The sequence below is a fragment of the Serratia marcescens genome (genome assembly GCF_029846115.1).
GTDB classification, from domain to species: Bacteria; Pseudomonadota; Gammaproteobacteria; order Enterobacterales; family Enterobacteriaceae; genus Serratia; species Serratia marcescens_L.
The window spans coordinates 2,128,679-2,150,910 of record NZ_JARVZZ010000001.1 but is presented as its reverse complement, the minus strand read 5'-3'; the positions used below and the strand labels follow the sequence as shown (position 1 = coordinate 2,150,910).

General features: G+C 60.2%; 21 protein-coding genes and 5 tRNA genes. 24 read left to right on the top strand and 2 right to left on the bottom strand.

What is annotated here, in order from left to right:
• The first annotated feature begins 2 nt into the window (after positions 1-2).
• The 5 genes from QDT79_RS10030 to QDT79_RS10010 all read left to right on the top strand — a co-directional run bounded on the left by QDT79_RS10030 (position 3) and on the right by QDT79_RS10010 (position 508).
• Positions 3-87: transfer RNA gene (locus QDT79_RS10030), tRNA-Leu, on the top strand.
• Between the two features lie 30 nt (positions 88-117).
• Positions 118-192 (top strand) — tRNA-Gln (locus QDT79_RS10025).
• Positions 193-236: 44 nt separating this feature from the next.
• Positions 237-311, top strand: a tRNA-Gln gene (locus tag QDT79_RS10020).
• Positions 312-352: 41 nt separating this feature from the next.
• Positions 353-429, top strand: a tRNA-Met gene (locus tag QDT79_RS10015).
• Positions 430-433: 4 nt separating this feature from the next.
• Positions 434-508, top strand: a tRNA-Gln gene (locus tag QDT79_RS10010).
• 87 nt (positions 509-595) lie between these two features.
• Here the strand turns inward: QDT79_RS10010 and ubiF are convergent.
• A complete protein-coding gene (ubiF, locus tag QDT79_RS10005) occupies positions 596-1,777 on the bottom strand; it encodes a 3-demethoxyubiquinol 3-hydroxylase (RefSeq protein ID WP_107227275.1) in 1,182 nt (393 codons plus the stop codon).
• A 197-nt stretch (positions 1,778-1,974) separates the two neighbouring features.
• Between ubiF and miaB the strand changes: the two genes are divergently transcribed.
• The 12 genes from miaB to QDT79_RS09945 all read left to right on the top strand — a co-directional run bounded on the left by miaB (position 1,975) and on the right by QDT79_RS09945 (position 13,657).
• Positions 1,975-3,399, top strand: a complete 1,425-nt coding sequence (gene miaB / locus QDT79_RS10000; RefSeq protein WP_049195581.1) for a tRNA (N6-isopentenyl adenosine(37)-C2)-methylthiotransferase MiaB — start codon at positions 1,975-1,977, stop codon at positions 3,397-3,399.
• Between the two features lie 118 nt (positions 3,400-3,517).
• On the top strand, positions 3,518-3,853 hold the full coding sequence (locus QDT79_RS09995; RefSeq protein ID WP_004939967.1) for a zinc ribbon domain-containing protein YjdM: 336 nt from the start codon (positions 3,518-3,520) through the stop codon (positions 3,851-3,853).
• 234 nt (positions 3,854-4,087) lie between these two features.
• Positions 4,088-5,143, top strand: coding sequence for a PhoH family protein (locus QDT79_RS09990; protein WP_025301852.1), 1,056 nt, complete (start codon positions 4,088-4,090; stop codon positions 5,141-5,143).
• Positions 5,140-5,613, top strand: coding sequence for an rRNA maturation RNase YbeY (ybeY, locus tag QDT79_RS09985; RefSeq protein ID WP_063991096.1), 474 nt, complete (start codon positions 5,140-5,142; stop codon positions 5,611-5,613). Before QDT79_RS09990 ends, ybeY begins: the two co-directional genes overlap by 4 nt.
• A gap of 84 nt (positions 5,614-5,697) precedes the next feature.
• On the top strand, positions 5,698-6,576 hold the full coding sequence (gene corC / locus QDT79_RS09980; protein WP_004939973.1) for a CNNM family magnesium/cobalt transport protein CorC: 879 nt from the start codon (positions 5,698-5,700) through the stop codon (positions 6,574-6,576).
• A 7-nt stretch (positions 6,577-6,583) separates the two neighbouring features.
• The gene (gene lnt / locus QDT79_RS09975; protein WP_107227274.1) at positions 6,584-8,113 is read left to right on the top strand and encodes an apolipoprotein N-acyltransferase; all 1,530 of its coding nucleotides are present in this window, start codon (positions 6,584-6,586) and stop codon (positions 8,111-8,113) included.
• 394 nt (positions 8,114-8,507) lie between these two features.
• The gene (locus tag QDT79_RS09970; RefSeq protein ID WP_063991094.1) at positions 8,508-9,404 is read left to right on the top strand and encodes an amino acid ABC transporter substrate-binding protein; all 897 of its coding nucleotides are present in this window, start codon (positions 8,508-8,510) and stop codon (positions 9,402-9,404) included.
• A 213-nt stretch (positions 9,405-9,617) separates the two neighbouring features.
• Positions 9,618-10,358 (top strand): amino acid ABC transporter permease, encoded by a 741-nt coding sequence (locus QDT79_RS09965; RefSeq protein ID WP_063991093.1) that lies wholly within the window; start codon positions 9,618-9,620, stop codon positions 10,356-10,358.
• A complete protein-coding gene (gene gltK, locus QDT79_RS09960; protein ID WP_004939982.1) occupies positions 10,358-11,032 on the top strand; it encodes a glutamate/aspartate ABC transporter permease GltK in 675 nt (224 codons plus the stop codon). The genes QDT79_RS09965 and gltK overlap by 1 nt, the downstream gene beginning before the upstream one ends.
• Positions 11,032-11,757 carry an amino acid ABC transporter ATP-binding protein gene (locus tag QDT79_RS09955; protein WP_063991092.1) on the top strand — a complete coding sequence of 242 codons (726 nt, stop codon included), beginning with the start codon at positions 11,032-11,034 and terminating at the stop codon, positions 11,755-11,757. The genes gltK and QDT79_RS09955 overlap by 1 nt, the downstream gene beginning before the upstream one ends.
• A gap of 114 nt (positions 11,758-11,871) precedes the next feature.
• Positions 11,872-12,804: a pyrimidine-specific ribonucleoside hydrolase RihA gene (gene rihA / locus QDT79_RS09950; RefSeq protein ID WP_308316452.1), complete on the top strand. Its 933-nt coding sequence runs from the start codon at positions 11,872-11,874 to the stop codon at positions 12,802-12,804.
• Positions 12,805-12,952: 148 nt separating this feature from the next.
• Positions 12,953-13,657 (top strand): FMN-dependent NADH-azoreductase, encoded by a 705-nt coding sequence (locus tag QDT79_RS09945; protein WP_308316451.1) that lies wholly within the window; start codon positions 12,953-12,955, stop codon positions 13,655-13,657.
• A gap of 39 nt (positions 13,658-13,696) precedes the next feature.
• Here the strand turns inward: QDT79_RS09945 and QDT79_RS09940 are convergent, their stop codons facing one another.
• Positions 13,697-14,179: a zinc ribbon-containing protein gene (locus QDT79_RS09940; protein ID WP_308316450.1), complete on the bottom strand. Its 483-nt coding sequence runs from the start codon at positions 14,177-14,179 to the stop codon at positions 13,697-13,699.
• A 284-nt stretch (positions 14,180-14,463) separates the two neighbouring features.
• Between QDT79_RS09940 and leuS the strand changes: the two genes are divergently transcribed.
• The 7 genes from leuS to mrdA all read left to right on the top strand — a co-directional run bounded on the left by leuS (position 14,464) and on the right by mrdA (position 22,224).
• Positions 14,464-17,046 carry a leucine--tRNA ligase gene (leuS, locus tag QDT79_RS09935; RefSeq protein WP_308316449.1) on the top strand — a complete coding sequence of 861 codons (2,583 nt, stop codon included), beginning with the start codon at positions 14,464-14,466 and terminating at the stop codon, positions 17,044-17,046.
• 14 nt (positions 17,047-17,060) lie between these two features.
• Positions 17,061-17,621: an LPS assembly lipoprotein LptE gene (gene lptE, locus QDT79_RS09930; protein WP_060440523.1), complete on the top strand. Its 561-nt coding sequence runs from the start codon at positions 17,061-17,063 to the stop codon at positions 17,619-17,621.
• Positions 17,618-18,652, top strand: coding sequence for a DNA polymerase III subunit delta (gene holA, locus QDT79_RS09925; protein WP_063991088.1), 1,035 nt, complete (start codon positions 17,618-17,620; stop codon positions 18,650-18,652). The genes lptE and holA overlap by 4 nt, the downstream gene beginning before the upstream one ends.
• The gene (nadD, locus tag QDT79_RS09920; RefSeq protein ID WP_015376938.1) at positions 18,642-19,304 is read left to right on the top strand and encodes a nicotinate-nucleotide adenylyltransferase; all 663 of its coding nucleotides are present in this window, start codon (positions 18,642-18,644) and stop codon (positions 19,302-19,304) included. The genes holA and nadD overlap by 11 nt, the downstream gene beginning before the upstream one ends.
• Positions 19,305-19,498: 194 nt before the next feature.
• The gene (gene rsfS / locus QDT79_RS09915) at positions 19,499-19,816 is read left to right on the top strand and encodes a ribosome silencing factor (RefSeq protein WP_308316448.1); all 318 of its coding nucleotides are present in this window, start codon (positions 19,499-19,501) and stop codon (positions 19,814-19,816) included.
• A gap of 3 nt (positions 19,817-19,819) precedes the next feature.
• Positions 19,820-20,290 (top strand): 23S rRNA (pseudouridine(1915)-N(3))-methyltransferase RlmH, encoded by a 471-nt coding sequence (gene rlmH, locus QDT79_RS09910; protein WP_004940002.1) that lies wholly within the window; start codon positions 19,820-19,822, stop codon positions 20,288-20,290.
• A gap of 38 nt (positions 20,291-20,328) precedes the next feature.
• Positions 20,329-22,224 carry a peptidoglycan DD-transpeptidase MrdA gene (gene mrdA, locus QDT79_RS09905; protein WP_107227271.1) on the top strand — a complete coding sequence of 632 codons (1,896 nt, stop codon included), beginning with the start codon at positions 20,329-20,331 and terminating at the stop codon, positions 22,222-22,224.
• Positions 22,225-22,232 lie beyond the last annotated feature (8 nt).

The following is a 22,232-nucleotide window of genomic DNA, read 5'->3' as shown; positions in this document are numbered from 1 at the left end:
TTGCGGGAGTGGCGAAATTGGTAGACGCACCAGATTTAGGTTCTGGCGCCGCAAGGTGTGCGAGTTCAAGTCTCGCCTCCCGCACCATTTCTCTTCATCGTCGGCGCAGTATGTTGATGGGGTATCGCCAAGCGGTAAGGCACCGGTTTTTGATACCGGCATTCCCTGGTTCGAATCCAGGTACCCCAGCCATATTCTTTCGGGAACGGGGTTTCAACATAAGATTTGTTTGCAGGTGGGGTATCGCCAAGCGGTAAGGCACCGGTTTTTGATACCGGCATTCCCTGGTTCGAATCCAGGTACCCCAGCCATCACAAACTGCTTGCAAATCAAAGAAGTAAAAAGTAACATCGGCTACGTAGCTCAGCTGGTTAGAGCACATCACTCATAATGATGGGGTCACAGGTTCAAATCCCGTCGTAGCCACCATAATTGGGGTGTCGCCAAGCGGTAAGGCTCTGGTTTCTGATACCAGCATACCCAGGTTCGAATCCTGGCACCCCAGCCATATTTAGAAAAGCCCGCTTCGGCGGGCTTTTTGCTGTCTGGCGTTCAGCCAATTCTAACGGGCCCAGCCGCAGCTGAGCCCTGTCGGTTACAATCCCAAGGCGTACTTCAACGCATGCTCTTTCAGCTTGCCCGCCCGCTGCGCGGCCATCAGCGCCAGATTGCGCGCCACGTTCAGCGGCGCCAGGTTATTGCTGAAGGCGGTATAAAACAGATCCATGCCGCTCTGCATCAGCAGATTGTCGGTACGGCGGCGGCGCTGATAACGCAGCAGTACCGTCTCGCTGCTCCAGTCCTCTCCCTGCTCCCGCGCATCGTTCAATACGTCCAACAAGGCATCCACGTCGCGATACCCCAGATTGACGCCCTGCCCCGCCAGCGGGTTGATGGTATGCGCCGCATCCCCCAGCAGCGCCAGCCCCGGTAGCACGTAACGCTGCGCATGGCGCCGCGTCAGCGGGAACGAACCGGCGGCGTGCACCTTGACCGGGCCCAGGCGCGCCGGGAAAGCGGCGGCGATTTCGCGCTCCAGCTGCGCCGGCGGCATCGCCTGCAGCTGGCGAATGCGCTGCGGGCTGTCATACCACACCAGCGATGCCCAGCTGTCGTACAGCGGCAGGAAGGCGCGCGGCCCGGACGGGAAGAAACGCTGCCAGGTCACATCCTGCTGCGGCGCGCCGGTATCGACGGTGATCAACATACACGCCTGACGATACTGCCAACCGTTGGTGCCGATCGCCGCCAGCTTGCGCACCTGCGAGTTGGCGCCGTCGGCGCCGACAACCAGGCGCGCCTGCAGCGTTTCACCGCCGTCCAGCGTCAGTTGCCAGGCATTGTCCGCCCGGTGCAGCGATTGCAGCCTGGCGGGGCACAGCAGCGTCAGATTGGCGCACTGCGCGAACTGCTGCCACAGCGCCAGCTGCAGAACGCGGTTTTCGACCATAAAGCCCAGCTCCGGCAGCCCCAGGGACACCGCGTCGAACGCCACGCGTGACGACGCCCATTCCCAGGTCTCCAGCCGGCGATACGGCGCCGTGCGCATCGCCGTCACGGCGGGCCAGGCGCCGAGCTGTTTCAGCAGCCCCACCGAGGTACAGCCGATAGCGGAAATGCGCAGGTCCGGCGGGCTTTGCGCTTCAAACGCCTGCGGCGCCTGATGTTCCAGCAACGCCACCGACCAGCCCGCCTGCGCCAGCCCCAGGGCCGCCGCTGCGCCGACCATGCCGCCGCCCACCACCACCGCGTCATACCGATTTTGAGATGTCTTCATATTGGCTATGTTTTCTGTGTGAATGCTCGCCATCCCACCCGGCATGGCGTTTTGCGCAGTGTACCGGATTTTCGCTTCGGCTTCAGGTCGCGTGCCATTTTCCCCCGCGCTGGTCACAACGGCGGCAAATGATTACAATACGCGCCCTGCATGTCGCGTAACGCAACTTTCGCTCCGCACTGAGTAATGGCAAGTCAATGACGAAAAAACTACATATCAAAACCTGGGGCTGCCAGATGAATGAGTACGATTCATCAAAAATGGCCGACCTGTTGAACAGCACACACGGCTTCGAGTGGACCGAAAACGCCGAAGAGGCGGACGTGTTGCTGCTGAACACCTGCTCGATCCGTGAAAAAGCGCAGGAGAAAGTTTTCGCCATGCTGGGGCGCTGGCGCTTGCTGAAAGAAAAGAACCCGTCGGTGATCATCGGCGTCGGCGGTTGCGTGGCCTCGCAAGAAGGCGAACTGATCCGCAGCCGCGCGCCCTGCGTCGACGTGGTATTCGGCCCGCAGACCCTGCACCGCCTGCCGGAAATGATCAACCACGTTCAGGGCACCCGCAGCCCGGTGGTCGACATCAGCTTCCCGGAGATCGAAAAATTCGACCGCCTGCCGGAACCGCGCGCCGAAGGCCCGACCGCGTTCGTGTCGATCATGGAAGGCTGCAACAAATACTGCACCTTCTGCGTGGTGCCATACACCCGCGGCGAGGAAGTGAGCCGCCCGAGCGACGACGTGCTGTTCGAAATCGCCCAACTGGCGGCGCAGGGCGTGCGCGAGGTCAACCTGCTCGGCCAAAACGTCAACGCTTACCGCGGCGCTACGCATGACGGCGATATCTGCTCGTTCGCCGAACTGCTGCGCCTGGTGGCGGCCATCGACGGCATCGATCGCATTCGCTTCACCACCAGCCACCCGATCGAATTCACCGACGATATCATCGCGGTGTACGAAGACACGCCGGAGCTGGTCAGCTTCCTGCATCTGCCGGTGCAGAGCGGTTCGGACCGCATCCTGACCATGATGAAACGCGCGCACACCGCGCTGGAGTATAAGGCGATTATCCGCAAGCTGCGCAAGGCGCGGCCGGCCATCCAGCTCAGCTCCGATTTCATCGTCGGTTTCCCGGGCGAAAGCCAGGCCGACTTCGAACAGACCATGAACCTGATCGCCGACGTCAATTTCGACGTCAGCTTCAGCTTCATCTATTCGTCGCGCCCGGGCACCCCGGCGGCGGACATGGTCGACGACGTCAGCGAAGAAGAGAAAAAGCAGCGGCTGTATATTCTGCAGGATCGCATCAACCAGCAGGCGCTGCAGTTCAGCCGCCGCATGCTCGGCACCGTCCAACGCATTCTGGTGGAGGGCACCTCGCGCAAAAGCGTGATGGAGCTGGCCGGGCGCACGGAGTGCAACCGTGTGGTAAACTTCGAGGGCACGCCCGACATGATCGGCCAGTTCGTCGACGTGGAAATTACCGAGGTGCTGACCAACACCCTGCGTGGCGCAGTGGTGCGCACCGAACAGCAGATGGATCTGCGCGTACATGAATCCCCGCAGTCGGTGATCGCCCGTACCCGCAAAGAAAACGCGCTGGGCGTCGGCATTTACCAGCCCTGACGCCGCGGTGGCCGCCTTATCGCCGCCCATTCGCGCTACTCCTTACCGTTTCTCCGCCGGGCGCCCGCGCCCGGTGATTTTCTTTTTTATTTTTTTATTGTTGAAGAGGCGACATAACATGCAACTCCCACACTGCCCGAAGTGCAACTCCGAATACACCTACCAGGACAATGCCCTGTTCATCTGCCCTGAGTGCGCCCACGAGTGGAGCGACAGCGCCCCGGCGGAAGATCAGGACGCGCTGATCGTCAAAGACGCCAACGGCAACCTGCTGGCAGACGGCGATGCGGTCACCGTGATCAAAGACCTGAAGGTCAAAGGCAGCTCCTCGATGCTGAAGATCGGCACCAAGGTGAAAAACATTCGCCTGGTCGAAGGCGATCACAACATCGACTGCAAAATCGACGGCTTCGGCCCGATGAAGCTGAAATCCGAGTTCGTGAAAAAGAACTGATTCACGTCGGCCTTGTTCAGTGATGACGCGGCGGGCTTTGCGCCCCGCCGCGTTTTTTCCTTATCTTCCCTTGAATTCCGCCGACGGCGCACAGATAGATCAGCGGTAAACTTGCGCCGTTGCGGCGCACCATGAATAATTCAAGAAAGAGAGTATTCAGGCTCGCCCTGAACGCGCGCGTCCCAGACGCGCTATGTGACATCAACCAGGCCCGATGTGACCTAGAGGAATAGTTTGAACGTCGCAACACAAGAAATTTTGTTAGAGCCCGCAGACAACAAGCGTTTGCTCAGCCTGTGCGGCCCGTTTGATGACAACATCAAGCAACTCGAGCGCCGATTGGGCATCGAAATCAATCGCCGCGACAACCGTTTCAAGCTGGTCGGCAAAAACCTGTGCGTGGTTGCCGCCGCCGATATCCTGCGTCATCTGTACGTGGATACCGCGCCGATTCGCGGCGTGATCCCGGATATCGATCCGGAACAAATCCACCTGGCTATCAAAGAGAGCCGGGTGCTGGAACAGGTAGCCGACAGCGTGCCGGATTACGGCAAGGCAGTCACCATCAAAACCAAGCGCGGCATGGTGAAACCGCGTACGCCTAACCAGGCGCAGTACATCGCCAACATTCTCGATCACGACATCACCTTCGGCATCGGCCCGGCGGGCACCGGCAAAACCTACCTGGCGGTCGCCGCCGCGGTGGATGCGCTGGAGCGCCAGGAAATTCGCCGTATTCTGTTGACCCGCCCTGCGGTCGAAGCCGGCGAAAAACTGGGCTTCCTGCCCGGCGATCTGAGCCAGAAGGTCGATCCATATCTGCGACCGTTGTACGACGCCCTGTTCGAAATGCTGGGCTTCGAGCGCGTGGAGAAACTCATCGAGCGCAACGTGATCGAAGTCGCGCCACTGGCCTATATGCGCGGCCGCACGCTGAACGACGCCTTTATCATTCTGGATGAGAGCCAGAACACCACCATCGAACAGATGAAGATGTTCCTGACGCGCATCGGCTTCAACTCGAAGGCGGTCATCACCGGCGACGTCACCCAGATCGACCTGCCGCGCAACCAGAAATCCGGCCTGCGCCACGCGGTGGAAGTGCTGTCGGACGTGGAAGAACTGAGCTTCAACTTCTTCCATAGCGAAGACGTGGTGCGCCACCCGGTGGTGGCCCGCGTAGTCATCGCCTATGAGGCCTGGGAAGCGGCCGAACAGAAACGCAAAGACGCGATTGCCGAACAACGTAAGCGCGAGGCGCTCGCCGCCTCCGAGCAGGAGACACCATGAGTCAGGTGATTTTGGATCTGCAGATTGCCTGTGAAAACGGCGACGGCCTGCCGGATGAGGCCACCTTCCAGCGCTGGCTGGAAGGCGTGCTGCCGCAATTTCAGGAAGAGGCCGAGGTGACCGTGCGTCTGGTAGACGAAGCGGAAAGCCACGAGCTGAACCTGACCTACCGCGGCAAAGACAAGCCGACTAACGTGCTCTCTTTCCCGTTCGAGGCCCCGCCGGGCATCGAGCTGCCGTTGCTCGGCGATCTGATCATCTGCCGCCAGGTGGTTGAACAGGAAGCGATTGAGCAAGGCAAGGCGCTGGAGGCCCACTGGGCGCATATGGTTGTCCACGGCAGCCTTCATCTGCTAGGGTATGACCACATCGAAGACGATGAAGCCGAAGAAATGGAGTCTTTGGAAACCGAAATCATGCACGGACTGGGCTATCCTGATCCGTACCTGGCGGAAAAAGACCCCGTCTGACGTCAGCCGTTTACCCTACAGCCCCCTGCGGGGCTGTCGCTGACGCCCCTTAACTCTGACATGAGTGACAGTAACGAAAACGCCATGAGCGACGACCATTCACAAAGCAATGACAGCCCCAGTCCCAAGAAGGGGTTCTTTACTCTTATCCTTAACCAGCTGTTCCACGGCGAGCCCAAAAACCGTGGCGATCTGGTCGAGCTGATCCGTGATTCCGAACAAAACGACCTGATCGATCCCGATACCCGCGACATGCTGGAAGGCGTGATGGATATCGCCGAGCAGCGCGTGCGCGACATCATGATCCCCCGCTCCCAGATGGTGACGCTCAAGCGCAACCAGACGCTGGAAGAGTGCCTGGACGTGATTATCGACTCCGCCCACTCGCGCTTCCCGGTGATCAGCGAAGACAAAGATCACATCGAAGGCATCCTGATGGCCAAGGATCTGCTGCCGTTCATGCGCGCAGACTCCGAGCCGTTCAGCATCGACAAGGTGCTGCGCACCGCGGTGGTAGTGCCGGAAAGCAAGCGCGTCGACCGGATGCTGAAAGAGTTCCGCTCCCAGCGCTATCACATGGCGATTGTCATTGACGAATTCGGCGGCGTATCCGGCCTGGTCACCATCGAAGACATTCTGGAACTGATCGTCGGCGAGATCGAAGACGAATACGACGACGAAGACGATCTGGATATCCGCCAGCTCAGCCGCCACATGTACACCGTGCGCGCGCTGGCCCCGATCGAAGACTTCAATGAAGCCTTCGGCACCCATTTCAGCGACGACGAGGTCGATACCATCGGCGGTCTGGTGATGCAGGCCTTCGGTCACCTGCCGGCGCGCGGGGAAACCATTGAAATCGAAGGTTACCTATTTAAAGTTGCCATGGCCGACAGTCGACGTATTATCCAGGTTCATGTAAAAATTCCGGACGATTCTCCCCCACCGAAACTGGAAGATTAAATCCAACATGGCTAAAGCCTCATTACTTGAACGCCAGCGGGTTCGCGCCCTGCTGGCGCTGTTGTCAGGTGCCGGCGGGACGCTGGCGTTCTCGCCCTACGACTTCTGGCCCGCGGCCATCGTCTCCCTGTTCGGCCTGCTGGCCGTTACCCTCAATCGCACCACCAAACAGTCTGCCCTGCTCGGCTTTGTCTGGGGCTTCGGGCTGTTCGGCAGTGGCATCAACTGGGTGTATGTCAGCATCGCCGATTTCGGCGGCATGCCTTTCGCCGTCAACGTCTTCCTGGTGGTGCTGCTCGCCGCTTACCTGTCGCTGTATACCGGGCTGTTCGCCGGGCTGCTGACGCGCCTGTGGCCGACCACCCGCTGGTGGCGGCTGGCCATCGCCGCGCCGGCGCTGTGGCAGGTGACCGAATTCCTGCGCGGCTGGGTGCTGACCGGCTTCCCGTGGCTGCAGTTCGGCTACAGCCAGATCAACGGCCCGCTGAAGGGCATCGCGCCGCTGCTGGGCGTCGACGCCATCACCTTTGTGCTGATGGCCATCGCCGGCCTGCTGGTGTACGCCGTCAATCAGCGCCGCCTGTCGGCTGCGGTCATCGCCGCCGCGCTGCTGCTGTTGCCGTGGCCGCTGCGCCAGCTGCATTGGTTTACTCCGCAGCCGGAGAAAGCGGTGAACGTCGCCATGGTGCAAGGCAACATCGCCCAGTCGATGAAATGGGATCCGAAAGCGCTGGTCAGCACGCTGCAAACCTATCTGGACGAAACCCGTCCGTACGTGGGCAAGGCGCCGATCGTTATCTGGCCGGAGTCCGCCATCCCGGATTATGAAGCCAACCAGAACGGCTTCCTGACCATGATGGACGACCTGATGCGGGCGAAGAACAGCAGCCTGATCACCGGCATCGTCGACGTGCGCGCCACGCCACAGGGCCAGCAGATCTACAACAGCGCCATCGTGCTCGGCGAACCGACGCCGTACAGCTACCCGGCCAAGGATCGCTACAACAAGCACCACCTGGTGCCGTTCGGCGAGTTCGTGCCGCTGGAAACCCTGCTGCGGCCGCTGGCGCCGTTCTTCGATCTGCCGATGTCCTCCTTCAGCCGCGGCGACTACGTGCAGCCGCAGCTCAGCGTACGCGGGTACAACCTGACGGCGGCCATCTGCTACGAAATCGTGCTGGGCCAGCAGGTTCGCGATAACTTCCGCCCGGACACCAATTTCCTGCTGACCATCTCCAACGATGCCTGGTTCGGCCACTCCATCGGCCCGTGGCAGCACTTCCAGATGGCGCGCATGCGGGCGCTGGAGCTCGGTCGGCCGCTGCTGCGCAGCACCAACAACGGCGTTACCGCCGCGGTGGATGCGAACGGCGAGGTGATCGCCGAGATCCCGCAGTTTACCCGTCAGGTGCTCGAAGTGAAGGTCACGCCGACCACCGGCGTCACGCCTTACGCGCGCTTCGGCGCCACGCCGCTGTGGGCGATAACCCTGCTGCTGGGCGGCTGGGCGCTGATGTTGGGCCTGCGCCGCAAATAGTCCTCTTCGCCGGGGCGCGCCCGCCGCGCCCCGCTTTCCCGTCACTATCCCCACCTCAGTCAGAAAACGCCGTTAAATCAACGCGGCTGGCACACTCTTTGCTTTTATCTATGGCGACATCGCGCGCCGATTTACTTTTGCTGACGTTTTGTCGCACCTGCGCACATTTTGGGTGCATTGAGCGCACCGCGCGGGTGCGTCAAAGTTTTGTTGCATTGATTTGGTGCGCGTGGCGTCTCAAAAAATGAAACATTTTAGTTTCAAGGTGTTCACAATCGGTTATTTTTTAACAGCGTTCAGTTCATAAGACTATCTTTATAACTTGAGCAATAAACAGTCGATTTAACCTGACGCTCTTTAGTCAGAGCCACAACAACAGCAAAGGAGTTGGACCATGCAAATGCGTAAATTGGCGTTATCGTTACTGCTGCTCGGTGCGGCAGGTAGCGTGGCGCACGCGGAAGACCTGACCGGTACGCTGAAGAAAATCAAAGACAATGGCGTGATCGTTGTCGGCCACCGCGAATCGTCAGTGCCGTTCTCCTACTACGACAACCAACAAAAAGTTGTGGGCTACTCTCAGGACTACTCCAACCAAATCGTTGAAGCCGTTAAGAAAAAGCTGAATGCACCGAATCTGCAGGTGAAAATGCTGCCGATTACCTCGCAGAACCGCATCCCGCTGCTGCAAAACGGCACCTATGATTTCGAGTGCGGCTCCACCACCAATAACCTCGAGCGCCAGAAACAGGCCGCCTTCTCCGACACCATTTTCGTGGTCGGCACCCGCTTGCTGGTGAAAAAAGGCTCCGACATCAAAGACTTTAAAGACCTGGCCGGCAAACCGGTGGTGGTCACCTCCGGCACCACCTCCGAAGTGCTGCTGAACAAGCTGAACGACAGCGGCAAGATGAACATGCGCATCATCAGCGCCAAAGACCACGGTGACTCCTTCCGCACTCTGGAAAGCGGCCGCGCGGTGGCCTTCATGATGGACGACGCCCTGCTGGCGGGCGAGCGCGCCAAGGCCAAGAAACCGGATCAGTGGGAAATCATCGGCACGCCGCAGTCGAAAGAGGCCTACGGCTGTATGTTGCGTAAAGACGATCCTGAGTTCAAAAAGCTGGTCGATGACACCATCGCCCAGGCGCAAACTTCCGGTGAAGCGGCCAAGTGGTTTGATAAATGGTTCAAGCAGCCTATTCCACCGAAAAACCTCAACATGAACTTCGAACTGTCGGACGACATGAAGCAGCTGTTCAAAGAGCCTAACGACAAAGCGTTGAACTAAATAGAACAAAAGCCGGGGCGGCCGCCAGGCCAAACCGGCCCAGTTGATGACTGGGACAGACAGGAATGAGGGGGGCCGTTCCCCTCCCTCATTTTCCCCAAGGCGCGCCACCGACATCCGTACACAACAAGCCAGCCAGACTGGCCGCGCGGCGATCGGCGCTCATCAAGTCATCAATCTTCGGCGCCCTGCGCCCGTTTACCGGAGTTTGTTATGTCAATAGATTGGAACTGGGGTATCTTCCTGCAGCAGGCCCCGTTTGGGAACACCACTTACCTCGGCTGGATATGGTCCGGCTTTCAGGTCACGGTGGCCCTCTCCGTCTGTGCATGGATTATCGCTTTCTTCGTCGGTTCGCTGTTCGGTATCTTGCGTACCGTGCCCAACCGCTTTCTTTCCACCCTCGGCACCTGTTACGTCGAACTGTTCCGCAACGTGCCGCTGATCGTGCAATTCTTTACCTGGTATCTGGTGATCCCCGAGCTGCTGCCAGCCAATATCGGCACCTGGTTTAAAAGCGAGCTGGATCCCAACGTGCAGTTCTTCGTCTCCTCCATGCTCTGCCTGGGGCTGTTTACCGCCGCCCGCGTTTGCGAGCAGGTGCGCGCCGCCATCCAGTCCCTGCCGCGCGGCCAGAAAGCCGCCGGGCTGGCGATGGGCCTGACGCTGCCGCAAACCTACCGCTACGTGCTGCTGCCGAACGCCTACCGGGTGATCGTGCCGCCGATGACCTCTGAGATGCTCAACCTGGTCAAAAACTCCGCCATCGCCTCCACCATCGGGCTGGTGGACATGGCCGCGCAGGCCGGCAAGCTGTTGGATTACTCCGCACACGCCTATGAATCCTTTACTGCCATCACGCTGGCTTATATCGGCATCAACGTCGTTATCATGCTGTTTATGCGTCTGGTCGAAAAGAAAGTGCAGTTGCCTGGCAACCTGGGGAGTAAATAATGTACGAATTTGACTGGGCGTCGATCGTCCCAAGCTTCCCTTATTTGCTGCAGGGCATGGTGATCACGCTGAAGATCACCGTGACCGCCATCGTGGTTGGCATTCTGTGGGGTACCGTGCTGGCGGTGATGCGCCTGTCGCCGTTCAAACCGATCAGCTGGTTCGCCACCCTGTACGTCAACCTGTTCCGTTCGGTGCCGTTGGTGATGGTGCTGCTGTGGTTCTATCTGGTGGTTCCAAGCTTATTACAACAGGTTCTAGGGCTGTCGCCGAAAACCGATATTCGCCTGATCTCGGCTATGGTAGCCTTTTCCCTGTTTGAAGCGGCCTATTATTCGGAAATCATCCGCGCCGGCATTATCAGCATCTCGCGCGGCCAATCCTCCGCCGCGCTGGCGCTGGGCATGACCCACTGGCAGTCCATGCGGCTGGTGATCCTGCCGCAGGCGTTCCGCGCCATGGTGCCGCTGCTGCTGACCCAGGGCATCGTACTGTTCCAGGATACCTCGCTGGTTTACGTACTGAGCCTGGCCGACTTCTTCCGCACCGCGTCGACCATCGGCGAACGCGACGGCACCCAGGTTGAAATGATCCTGTTCGCCGGCTTTGTCTATTTTGTTATCAGTCTCGCCGCCTCGGCGCTGGTAAGCTATTTGAAGAAAAGGACTGTTTGATGATATCCCTGAAAAATGTTTCTAAGTGGTACGGTCACTTTCAGGTGTTGACCGATTGCACCACCGAAGTGAAAAAAGGCGAAGTGGTCGTCGTCTGCGGTCCTTCAGGTTCCGGCAAGTCCACCCTGATCAAAACCGTCAACGGCCTCGAGCCGATCCAGCAGGGCGACATCCTGGTGAACGGCACGCCGGTCAACGACAAGAAAACCAACCTGGCGCAGCTGCGTGCCAAGGTCGGCATGGTGTTCCAACACTTCGAGCTGTTCCCGCACCTGTCTATCATCGACAACCTGACGCTGGCGCAGGTGAAAGTGCTCAAGCGCGACAAGACCGCCTCGCGCGAGAAGGGCCTGAAGCTGCTGGAACGCGTCGGCCTCTCCGCCCATGCCAACAAGTTCCCCGGTCAGCTGTCCGGCGGCCAGCAGCAGCGCGTCGCCATCGCCCGCGCGCTGTGCATGGATCCTATCGCCATGCTGTTCGATGAACCGACCTCGGCGCTCGATCCGGAAATGATCAACGAAGTGCTGGACGTGATGGTCGAACTGGCGAACGAAGGCATGACCATGATGGTGGTAACCCACGAAATGGGCTTCGCCCGCAAGGTGGCGAATCGGGTGATCTTTATGGACGAAGGCAAAATCGTCGAAGACCGCAACAAAGACGATTTCTTCAACAACCCCGAGTCCGATCGCGCCAAGGACTTCCTGGCCAAGATCCTGCACTAAACGCTTTGCCTATGCGCCCCCCAGGGGCGCATCTTTTCTCCCGGCACTAAAAGCGCTTGTTTCTCCCCGGTTTTGATCCGATGCTCGCTGGATAACAAACAGAGGAGAAAGAACATGCCCCGCCCTATTATCATCGATTGCGATCCCGGCCTCGACGACGCCATCGCGCTGGCGATGGCGCTGCGTTCGCCGGAGCTGGACGTCAAAGCCATTACCACTTCCGCCGGCAACCAGACGCCGGAGAAAACCCTGCATAACGCGCTGGGCCTGTTGACCCTGATGCAGCGCGAGGACATACCGGTCGCCGCCGGCGCCGGCGGCCCGCTGATGCGCGAGCTGGTGATCGCCGACTATGTCCACGGCAAAACCGGCATGGGCAACACCCACCTGCCGACGCCGACCCTCAAACCCGATCCCCGCGGTGCCGTCGAGCTGATCGCCGACCTGCTGCGCGCCAGCCCGCAGCCGATAACCCTGGTGGTGACCGGCCCGATGACCAACATCGCCCTGCTGCTGGCCCAGCATGCCGAGCTGAAAAGCCGCATCGAACGCATCGTATTCATGGGCGGCGGCATGAACGCCGGCAATACCACGCCGGTCGCGGAGTTCAACATGTTCGTCGATCCCGAAGCCGCCGAAATGGTGCTGAAATCCGGCGTGCCGCTGACCATGGCCGGGCTGAACGTCACCCATCAGGCGCTGGTGTTGCCACAGGATATCGAGCGTATTCACCAGATAGACAATCCGGTCGCGCAGGCGGTCGCGGAGATGCTCGATTTTTACCTGCCGCTGTACCTCAGCCATCCTCGCGGCCTGCCCGGCGCGGCGATGCACGATCCCTGCACCATCGCCTGGCTGCTGGCGCCACAGCTGTTCACCGGCGTAGAACGCTGGGTCGGGGTGGAAACCAAAGGGGAATACACCGTCGGCATGACGGTGGTGGACTATTTCCAGCAAACCGGCAACGCAGCCAACGTGGAAGTGCTGACCGGCATCAACCGCGAAGGCTTTATCGACCTGCTGGCCGAGCGCGTAGCGCGTTATTGATCCCATCGGGGTGCGCTCGCGCCCCTCATTCAAGTTTTTTGATTTAACTCAGCGAATTTTTGCGCTATCACTGTTCATGGCTTGCCTCTACCATGCGTTTACACCGACTGACATCGTCACCGATTAGACTTCGCCTGGAGATAAGCCAATGAGCCGCGTACTGGTCCTGAAATCAAGCATTCTGGGTGAATATTCCCAGTCTGGAAAATTAGTCGATTTTTTTGTTGAACAATGGCGTGAAACTCACCCTGAAGACACGTTCACCGTGCGCGACTTGGCCAACCCGACGCTGCCGGAGCTGGATGGTGAAGTGATGGCCGGTTTTACCGCCGGCGATAAACCGCTGACGCCGCACCAGCAAAGCACCCTGGCGCTGTCCGATGAGCTGATTGCCGAGCTGAAGTCGCACGACACGCTGATCATCAGCGCCCCGATGTACAACTTCAACATCCCGACGCAGCTGAAGATCTACTTCGATCTGATCGCCCGCGCCGGCCAGACGTTCCGCTACACCTCCGCCGGCGCCGAAGGGCTGGTGACGGGCAAAAAAGCGATCGTCATCTCCAGCCGCGGCGGCATCCACGCCGACACGCCGACGGATCTGATCACGCCGTACGTAAAGCTGTTCCTGGGCTTTATCGGCATCACCGACGTTGAGTTCGTGCTGGCGGAAGGCTTCGCCTACGGCCCGGAAGCGGCAGAGAAAGCCGCCCAGGACAGCCGCATCGCGGTCGCGCAGAAAATCCCGGCCGGCGTCGCCGTAGCGGCCAGCGCACCGGCGCAGGCGCAAGCCGCCCCGGCAGCCATCAGCGGCGGTTTCCTCAGCAACCTGCTGAAGAAACTGTTCCGTTAAACGCCCCCTTAGCGTTCCCCGCCGCAGCGGGGAACGTCATCAAGGTTCAAACGGCCGGCGCTGGAACTGGTCGTGGCCGCATTTCGGGCAGAGCGGCAGCACCTCCGGCGTGTAGAACGCCAGGTGGTAGTGGCACTGCTCGCACACCAGATTGCCCAGCCCCACCACTTCACCGCTGTGATAAACGCCGTGGTGGCTGACATCCTTGAACACCTCGCGCCACTCCAGCTGGGTTTTGTCGGTGATATCCGCCAGTTCCTGCCACAGGCTCTCTTTGATCACCCGCATAAACACGCTGTCGGTAAATTCGTCCCGGCTTTCCTGATAGCTGCGAGCGAACTCTTCCAGATCGCGCCGCACCGCCTGCGTCACCTGCCGCACCTCGTCGCGGGTCAGATCTTCGGCTTCGTTCAACCGCCGCTCCGCGCTGGCCACCAGTTCGTCGATATCGCGTTCACCGTTTTTCAGGCGTTCGGTCAGCAATGCCACCAATTCGCGGTAATACTGAGCAACCTTGTTCATAGACTCTCCTCGTAAACGCTGCGCCGGACTTGGCTGTAGGGATACCCCTAAGCTACTTGTTCTTATTTTAGCCGTAAATGACTGATGTCACTTGGCAAGACGCGGGATCCGCAGGTTGTGAGCCGCGTCATGGCGGCGTTTTTTTTAAATGCGCCGAGTCAGGCGCTTGGAGTTGTTGCCGGGAGGTCTTATCAGCTATGCTATGCGGATCTACGAATACTAAATGTTCATTGCGTTGCCTCTGACCGGGGCAACGGTTTACACCTACAGGACCACCGGCCGCCATGCAAGAGCAATACCGTCCAGAAGACATAGAATCGAACGTACAGCTTCACTGGCAAGAGAAGCAGACTTTCAAAGTTACCGAAGACGACAGCAAGGAAAAGTACTACTGCCTATCCATGCTGCCTTACCCGTCCGGCCGACTGCACATGGGCCACGTTCGTAACTACACTATCGGCGACGTGATCTCGCGCTATCAGCGCATGCTGGGCAAAAACGTACTGCAGCCGATCGGCTGGGATGCGTTCGGCCTGCCGGCGGAAGGCGCGGCAGTGAAAAACAACACCGCACCGGCCCCGTGGACCTACGACAACATCGAATACATGAAGAACCAGCTGAAACTGCTGGGCTTCGGCTACGACTGGGATCGCGAAATCGCCACCTGCCAGCCGGAATACTACCGCTGGGAACAGTGGTTCTTCACCAAGCTGTATGAAAAAGGCCTGGTCTACAAGAAGACCTCGGCGGTGAACTGGTGCCCGCACGATCTGACCGTGCTGGCCAACGAACAGGTTATCGACGGCTGCTGCTGGCGCTGCGACACCAAGGTCGAGCGTAAAGAGATCCCGCAGTGGTTCATCAAAATCACCGCCTACGCCGATCAGCTGCTGAACGATCTGGACACGCTGGAAAGCTGGCCGGAGCAGGTGAAAACCATGCAGCGCAACTGGATTGGCCGCTCCGAAGGCGTGGAAATCACCTTCGACGTGGCGGACAGCGAAGAGAAGCTAACGGTTTACACCACCCGTCCCGACACCTTCATGGGCGCCACCTACGTGGCGGTCGCCGCGGGCCACCCGCTGGCGCAACAGGGCGCGCGCAATAACCCGGCGCTGACCGACTTCATCGACGAATGTCGCAACACCAAAGTTGCCGAAGCCGAAATGGCGACGATGGAGAAGAAAGGCATGCCGACCGGCCTGTTCGTGGTCCATCCGCTGAGCGGCGAGAAGCTGCCGGTGTGGGTCGCCAACTTCGTGCTGATGGAATACGGCACCGGCGCCGTGATGGCGGTACCGGCGCACGACCAGCGCGACTGGGAGTTCGCCACCAAATACGATTTGCCGATCAAGCCGGTGATCCTGAACCTCGACGGCAGCCGGCCTGACGTGAGCACCGAAGCGATGACCGACAAAGGCGCGCTGTTCAACTCCGGCGAGTTCGACGGCCTGGACAATGAAGCGGGCTTCAACGCCATCGCCGACAAACTGGTCGCCAAGGGCGTAGGCCAGCGTAAGGTCAACTACCGTCTGCGCGACTGGGGTGTCTCCCGTCAGCGATACTGGGGCGCGCCAATCCCGATGGTGACGCTGGAAGACGGCACCGTGATGCCGACGCCGGAAGACCAACTGCCGGTGATCCTGCCGGAAGACGTGGTCATGGACGGCATCACCAGCCCGATCAAGGCCGATCCCGAGTGGGCGAAGACCACCGTCGACGGCCAGCCGGCGCTGCGTGAAACCGACACCTTTGACACCTTTATGGAGTCTTCCTGGTACTACGCCCGCTACACTTGCCCGCAGTATGACCAGGGCATGCTGGATCCGGCCGCCGCCAACTACTGGCTGCCGGTCGATCAATATATCGGCGGCATCGAACACGCCATCATGCACCTGATGTACTTCCGCTTCTTCCACAAGCTGATGCGCGATGCAGGCCTGGTGGATTCCGACGAGCCGGCCAAGCGCCTGCTGTGTCAGGGCATGGTGCTGGCCGACGCCTTCTACTACACCGGCAACAGCGGCGAGCGCGTCTGGGTGTCCCCTGTTGACGCCACCGTCGAGCGCGACGACAAGGGCCGCATCATCAAAGCCACCGATCCGCAAGGCCGCGAACTGGTCTATGCTGGCATGAGCAAAATGTCGAAGTCGAAAAACAACGGCATCGACCCGCAGGAGATGGTGGAAAAATACGGCGCGGATACCGTACGTCTGTTCATGATGTTCGCTTCACCGGCAGAAATGACGCTGGAGTGGCAGGAATCCGGCGTGGAAGGGGCTAACCGCTTCCTGAAACGCGTGTGGAAACTGGCCTACGATCACGTGGAAAAAGGCGCGGTACAGCCGCTCGACGTAGCGGCGCTGACTGAAGATCAGAAAGCGCTGCGCCGCGATCTGCACAAAACCATCGCCAAGGTAACCGACGATATCGGCCGCCGTCAGACCTTCAACACCGCGATCGCCGCCGTGATGGAGCTGATGAACAAGCTGGCCCGCGCGCCGCAGGAGAGTGAGCAGGATCGCGCGCTGCTGCAGGAAGCGCTGCTGGCCGTGGTTCGCATGCTGTATCCGTTCACCCCGCACGTGTGCTTCACCCTGTGGCAGGCGCTGGCCGGCGAAGGCGACGTGGACACCGCGCCATGGCCGGTTGCCGACGAGCAGGCGATGGTCGAAGACTCCAAGCTGGTGGTGGTGCAGGTGAACGGCAAGGTTCGCGCTAAAATCACCGTATCTGCCGATGCGACCGAAGAGCAAGTGCGCGCGCGCGCTGCCGAAGAGCATCTGGTGGCTAAATATCTGGACGGCGTCACGATTCGTAAAGTGATCTACGTTCCGGGCAAACTGCTTAACCTGGTTGTGGGTTAACACAAGGAGGAGTTGTGCGACAACGTATTCTGACGCTGTTGCTGGGGTTGGCGGTGCTGGTCACCGCCGGCTGCGGTTTTCACCTGCGTGGCACCACGCAGGTGCCGAATGAAATGAAAACGCTGATCCTGGACAGCGCTGACCCTTACGGCCCGTTGACGCGCGCGGTGCGTGAGCAGTTGCGTCTGAACGACGTGACTATCGTCAGCGATCCGAAGCGTAAAGACGTGCCTTCCCTGCGCATCCTCGGCGCGACGGAAAGCCAGGACACCGCTTCGATCTTCCAGGACGGTAAAACCGCCGAGTACCAGCTGGTACTGACCGTGCAGGCGCAGGTGCTGATCCCGGGCCATGACCTGTATCCGCTGTCGGTGAAAGTGTTCCGTTCCTTCTTCGACAACCCGCTGACCGCGCTGGCCAAGGACTCCGAACAGGAGATCATTCGCCAGGAAATGCGTGAGCAGGCGGCGCAACAGCTGGTGCGCAAACTGCTGACCGTGCATGCGGCGGAAGAAGAGAACCGGCAGAAAGCCGCTGCCGCCGGCGAACGAGCGGCAAGCCAAACCGCACAATGATCCGCATTTATCCGGAACAACTTGCCGCGCAGCTCCGAGAGGGGCTGCGCGCTTGTTATTTATTGAGCGGCAATGAACCGCTGCTGCTGCAGGAAAGCCAGGATTTGCTCCGGCAGGCCGCGCAACAGCAGCAGTTCAGCGAGCACTACAGCATTTCCCTCGACGCCCATACCGACTGGGACGCCATCTTCGGCATCTGCCAGGCGATGAGCCTGTTCGCCAGCCGCCAGACGCTGCTGCTGATCTTCCCGGAAAACGGCCCGACGGCGCCGATCGGCGAACAGCTGACCAAACTCGCCACGCTGCTGCACGAGGATATTCTGCTGATCCTGCGCGGCCCGCGCCTCACCAAAGCGCAGGAAAACAGCGCCTGGTTCAAGGCGCTCAGCCCAAACGGTGCCCTCGTCAGTTGCCAGACGCCGGAACAGGCGCAGCTGCCGCGCTGGGTCGCCACGCGCGCCAAGGCGATGAAGCTGGAGCTGGACGATGCCGCCAATCAGCTGTTGTGCTACTGCTACGAAGGCAACCTGCTGGCACTGTCGCAGGCGCTGGAGCGGCTGTCGCTGCTGCACCCGGACGGCAAGCTCACGCTGCCGCGCGTCGAACAGGCGGTGAACGACGCCGCCCACTTCACGCCGTTCCACTGGCTGGATGCTCTGCTGGCCGGCAAGAGCAAGCGCGCCTGGCATATCTTGCAACAGCTGCAGCAAGAGGATGTGGAGCCGGTGATCCTGCTGCGCACTCTGCAGCGCGAACTGCTGCTGCTGTTGACGCTGCAGCGCCGCATGGCTTCCGCGCCGCTGCGCACGCTGTTCGATCAGCACAAGGTCTGGCAGAACCGCCGCCCGCTGGTGACCCAGGCGCTGCAACGCCTGTCCGGCCCCCAGCTGCAGCAGGCGGTACAGCTGCTGACGCAAATCGAGCTGACCCTCAAGCAGGACTATGGCCAGTCGGTCTGGCCGGAACTGGAAACCCTGTCGATGCTGCTGTGCGGCAAACCCCTGGCCACGAGTTTTAGCGATGCCCACTAATCCGGAACACCCCACCGTTTTGCACGCGCTGTTTGGCGGCACCTTTGACCCGATCCACTACGGCCACCTGCGGCCGGTGGAAGCGTTGGCCGCCGAAGTGGGCCTGAATCGCGTCACGCTGCTGCCTAACCATGTGCCGCCGCACCGCCCGCAGCCGGAGGCCAATGCGCAGCAGCGCCTGAAGATGGTCGAGCTGGCGATCGCCGGCAACCCGCTGTTTGCGGTCGACGATCGCGAACTGCACCGCACCACCCCCTCCTACACCATCGAGACGTTGGAAACGATTCGTAAAGAGCGTGGCGCCGCCCAGCCGCTGGCGTTTATTATTGGCCAGGACTCGCTGCTGACGCTGCATAAGTGGCACCGCTGGCAGGCGCTGTTGGACGTCTGCCATCTGCTGGTGCTGGCGCGCCCGGGCTATAACGATCGCATGGACACGCCGGAGCTGCAGCAGTGGCTGGAACGCCATCGCACCGCCGACCCGGCGCTGCTCAGCCGTCGCCCGCACGGCCATATCTATTTGGCCGATACGCCGGAGCTGGAAATTTCCGCTACCGAGATCCGCCAGCGCCGCCATCAGGGCCTCAACTGCGACGACCTGCTGCCACGCCCGGTGCAGCGCTATATCGAGTTGCAGGGTTTATATCGCTAGCGAAAGGTGCGTGATATACTGCGCCGCTATTTTTCAGGTATCCGCTGAAAACCCCGGAAACCTTAGCTGGCCGGGCAGTCACCAGTTAGCTGGCTTTCAGCGGCAGCCTGCCGAAACCATTATCCGGTTACGCTGCGGCGCGCGCATTTTGCCCGCCGCAGCCGACTGAACAGAACACACCCGAGGGGGAACCTTTGCAAGGTAAAGCGCTCCAAGATTTCGTCATCGATAAAATCGATGACCTGAAAGGCCAAGACATTATCGCTCTGGACGTCCAGGGCAAATCCAGCATCACCGATTGCATGATCATCTGCACCGGCACCTCGACTCGCCACGTGATGTCGATCGCCAACCACGTGGTGCAGGAATCCCGTGCTGCAGGCATGGAGCTGTACGGCATGAAAGGCCAGGAAGCCTCCGACTGGATCGTGGTCGATCTGGGCGAAGTGATCGTGCACGTGATGCAGGAAGAAAGCCGTCGCCTGTACGAGCTGGAAAAACTCTGGAGCTAAGCGGTGAAACTGCAATTGGTGGCGGTCGGCACCAAAATGCCAGACTGGGTGCAAACCGGCTTTATGGATTACCTGCACCGCTTTCCCAAAGATATGCCGTTTGAGCTGACCGAGATCCCGGCGGGAAAACGCGGAAAAAACGCCGACATCAAGCGCATTCTGGACAAGGAAGGCGAACAGATGCTGGCGGCGGTGGGCAAAGGCAACCGCATCGTTACGCTGGATATTCCAGGCACGCCGTGGGAAACGCCGCAGTTGGCGCAGCAGCTTGAGCGCTGGAAGCAAGATGGCCGCAACGTCAGCTTGCTGATCGGCGGCCCGGAAGGGCTGGCGCCCGCCTGCAAAGCCGCTGCCGAGCAGAGCTGGTCACTTTCTCCGTTGACGCTGCCGCATCCTTTGGTGCGCGTCCTGGTGGCCGAAAGCCTCTACCGCGCCTGGAGTATTACTACAAATCATCCTTACCACCGGGAATAGCCGGTGGTGACCGTGACAGAGTGAAATAAAGCAGCGGGATGAAAATAGAACGTAACCCTTTTCGCGACTATACGGCTGAATCCGCCCTGTTTGTACGCCGCGCCCTGGTGGCGTTCCTGGTCATCCTGGTGCTGTCCGGCATCCTGATCGCCAACCTGTATAATCTGCAAGTGGTCCGCGTCGAGGATTACCGCACCCGCTCCAACGAAAACCGCATCAAGCTGGTGCCCATCGCGCCCAGCCGCGGCATTATCTACGATCGTAACGGCACCCCGCTGGCGCTCAACCGCACCATTTATCAGCTGGAGCTGATGCCGGAGAAGGTCGACGATCTCAAAGCCACGCTGCAGGCGCTGCGCACGGTGGTCGATCTGACCGACGACGACATCACCAATTTCGAAAAAGAGCGCAAGCGTTCGCGCCGCTTCGTCTCCATTCCGGTGAAAACCGCGCTGACCGAAGTGCAGGTCGCCCGCTTTGCGGTCAATCAGTTCCGCTTCCCCGGCGTGGAAGTGAAAGGCTACCAGCGCCGCTACTATCCTTACGGATCCGCCCTCACCCACGTCACCGGCTACGTGTCGAAGATCAACGACCGCGACGTCGAACGCCTGGACAAAGACGGCAAGCTGGCCAACTACGCCGCCACCCACGATATCGGCAAGCTGGGCATCGAACGCTATTACGAAGACACGCTGCACGGCAAAACCGGCTATGAAGAGGTCGAGGTCAACAACCGCGGCCGGGTGATCCGCCAATTGCACGAGCAGCCGCCCTCCGCCGGTCAGGACGTCTACCTGACGCTCGATCTCAACCTGCAGCGCTACATCGAACAGCTGCTGGTGGGCAGCCGCGCCGCGGTGGTGGTGAGCGATCCGCGCACCGGCGCCATCCTGGCGATGGTGTCCAACCCGAGTTACGACCCGAACCTGTTCGTGGACGGCATTTCCAGCAAGGACTATCAGGGGCTGCTGAACGATCCGAATCGCCCGCTGATCAACCGCGCCACGCAGGGGGTTTACCCACCCGCGTCGACGGTGAAACCTTATATCGCGGTGTCGGCGCTCAGCGCCGGGGTGATCACCAAGAACACAGTGGTGTTCGATCCCGGCTGGTGGCAGTTGCCCGGCTCGGAAAAACGCTTCCGCGACTGGAAAAAATGGGGCCACGGCCGGCTGAACGTCACCAAGGCGCTGGAAGAGTCCGCAGATACCTATTTCTATCAGGTCGCTTATGACATGGGGATCGATCGGCTGTCGACCTGGCTGACCAAATTCGGTTACGGCCAGTACACCGGCATCGATCTGTCCGAAGAGCGTTCCGGCCTGATGCCGACGCGCGAGTGGAAGCTGAAGCGCTATAAAAAACCGTGGTATCAGGGCGACACCATTCCGGTAGGCATTGGCCAGGGTTACTGGACCGCCACGCCGATCCAGATGGCCAAAGCGCTGAACACCCTGATCAACGACGGCACCGTCAAAACGCCTCACCTGCTGCAGAGCACCCGCGTCAACGGCGCGCTGGTGCCGTTCAAACAAGAAGAGAGTACGCAGATCGGCGATATTCACTCCGGCTTCTGGGAAATCGCCAAAGACGGCATGTACGGGGTGGCCAACCGTCCGAACGGGACGGCGCGCAAGTACTTTGCGGACGCACCTTACAAAGCCGCGGCAAAATCGGGTACCGCACAGGTATTCGGCTACGAAACCTACAACGCCCACAAACTGGCGGAGCACCTGCGCGATCACAAACTGATGACCGCCTTCGCGCCGTTCAACAACCCGACGGTGTCGGTCGCCATCATTCTGGAAAACGGCGGCTCCGGTCCGGCGGTGGGCACCATCACCCGCCAGATCCTCGACCATATCATGCTGGGCGACAACAATACGCAATTGCCAAGCGAGGCCCCGCTGCCGCCTGGCGTAGAAGGTGACTAAGGTAGAAC

Coding starts and splice junctions, on each gene's coding strand:
- QDT79_RS09955 (WP_063991092.1), top strand. CDS start 11,032: ATGATATCCCTGAAAAATGTTTCTAAGTGGTACGGTCACTTTCAGGTG.
- lnt (WP_107227274.1), top strand. CDS start 6,584: ATGGCTAAAGCCTCATTACTTGAACGCCAGCGGGTTCGCGCCCTGCTG.
- leuS (WP_308316449.1), top strand. CDS start 14,464: ATGCAAGAGCAATACCGTCCAGAAGACATAGAATCGAACGTACAGCTT.
- QDT79_RS09965 (WP_063991093.1), top strand. CDS start 9,618: ATGTCAATAGATTGGAACTGGGGTATCTTCCTGCAGCAGGCCCCGTTT.
- miaB (WP_049195581.1), top strand. CDS start 1,975: ATGACGAAAAAACTACATATCAAAACCTGGGGCTGCCAGATGAATGAG.
- gltK (WP_004939982.1), top strand. CDS start 10,358: ATGTACGAATTTGACTGGGCGTCGATCGTCCCAAGCTTCCCTTATTTG.
- ubiF (WP_107227275.1), bottom strand. CDS start 1,777: ATGAAGACATCTCAAAATCGGTATGACGCGGTGGTGGTGGGCGGCGGC.
- QDT79_RS09995 (WP_004939967.1), top strand. CDS start 3,518: ATGCAACTCCCACACTGCCCGAAGTGCAACTCCGAATACACCTACCAG.
- QDT79_RS09970 (WP_063991094.1), top strand. CDS start 8,508: ATGCAAATGCGTAAATTGGCGTTATCGTTACTGCTGCTCGGTGCGGCA.
- QDT79_RS09945 (WP_308316451.1), top strand. CDS start 12,953: ATGAGCCGCGTACTGGTCCTGAAATCAAGCATTCTGGGTGAATATTCC.
- mrdA (WP_107227271.1), top strand. CDS start 20,329: ATGAAAATAGAACGTAACCCTTTTCGCGACTATACGGCTGAATCCGCC.
- nadD (WP_015376938.1), top strand. CDS start 18,642: ATGCCCACTAATCCGGAACACCCCACCGTTTTGCACGCGCTGTTTGGC.
- ybeY (WP_063991096.1), top strand. CDS start 5,140: ATGAGTCAGGTGATTTTGGATCTGCAGATTGCCTGTGAAAACGGCGAC.
- holA (WP_063991088.1), top strand. CDS start 17,618: ATGATCCGCATTTATCCGGAACAACTTGCCGCGCAGCTCCGAGAGGGG.
- rihA (WP_308316452.1), top strand. CDS start 11,872: ATGCCCCGCCCTATTATCATCGATTGCGATCCCGGCCTCGACGACGCC.
- QDT79_RS09940 (WP_308316450.1), bottom strand. CDS start 14,179: ATGAACAAGGTTGCTCAGTATTACCGCGAATTGGTGGCATTGCTGACC.
- corC (WP_004939973.1), top strand. CDS start 5,698: ATGAGCGACGACCATTCACAAAGCAATGACAGCCCCAGTCCCAAGAAG.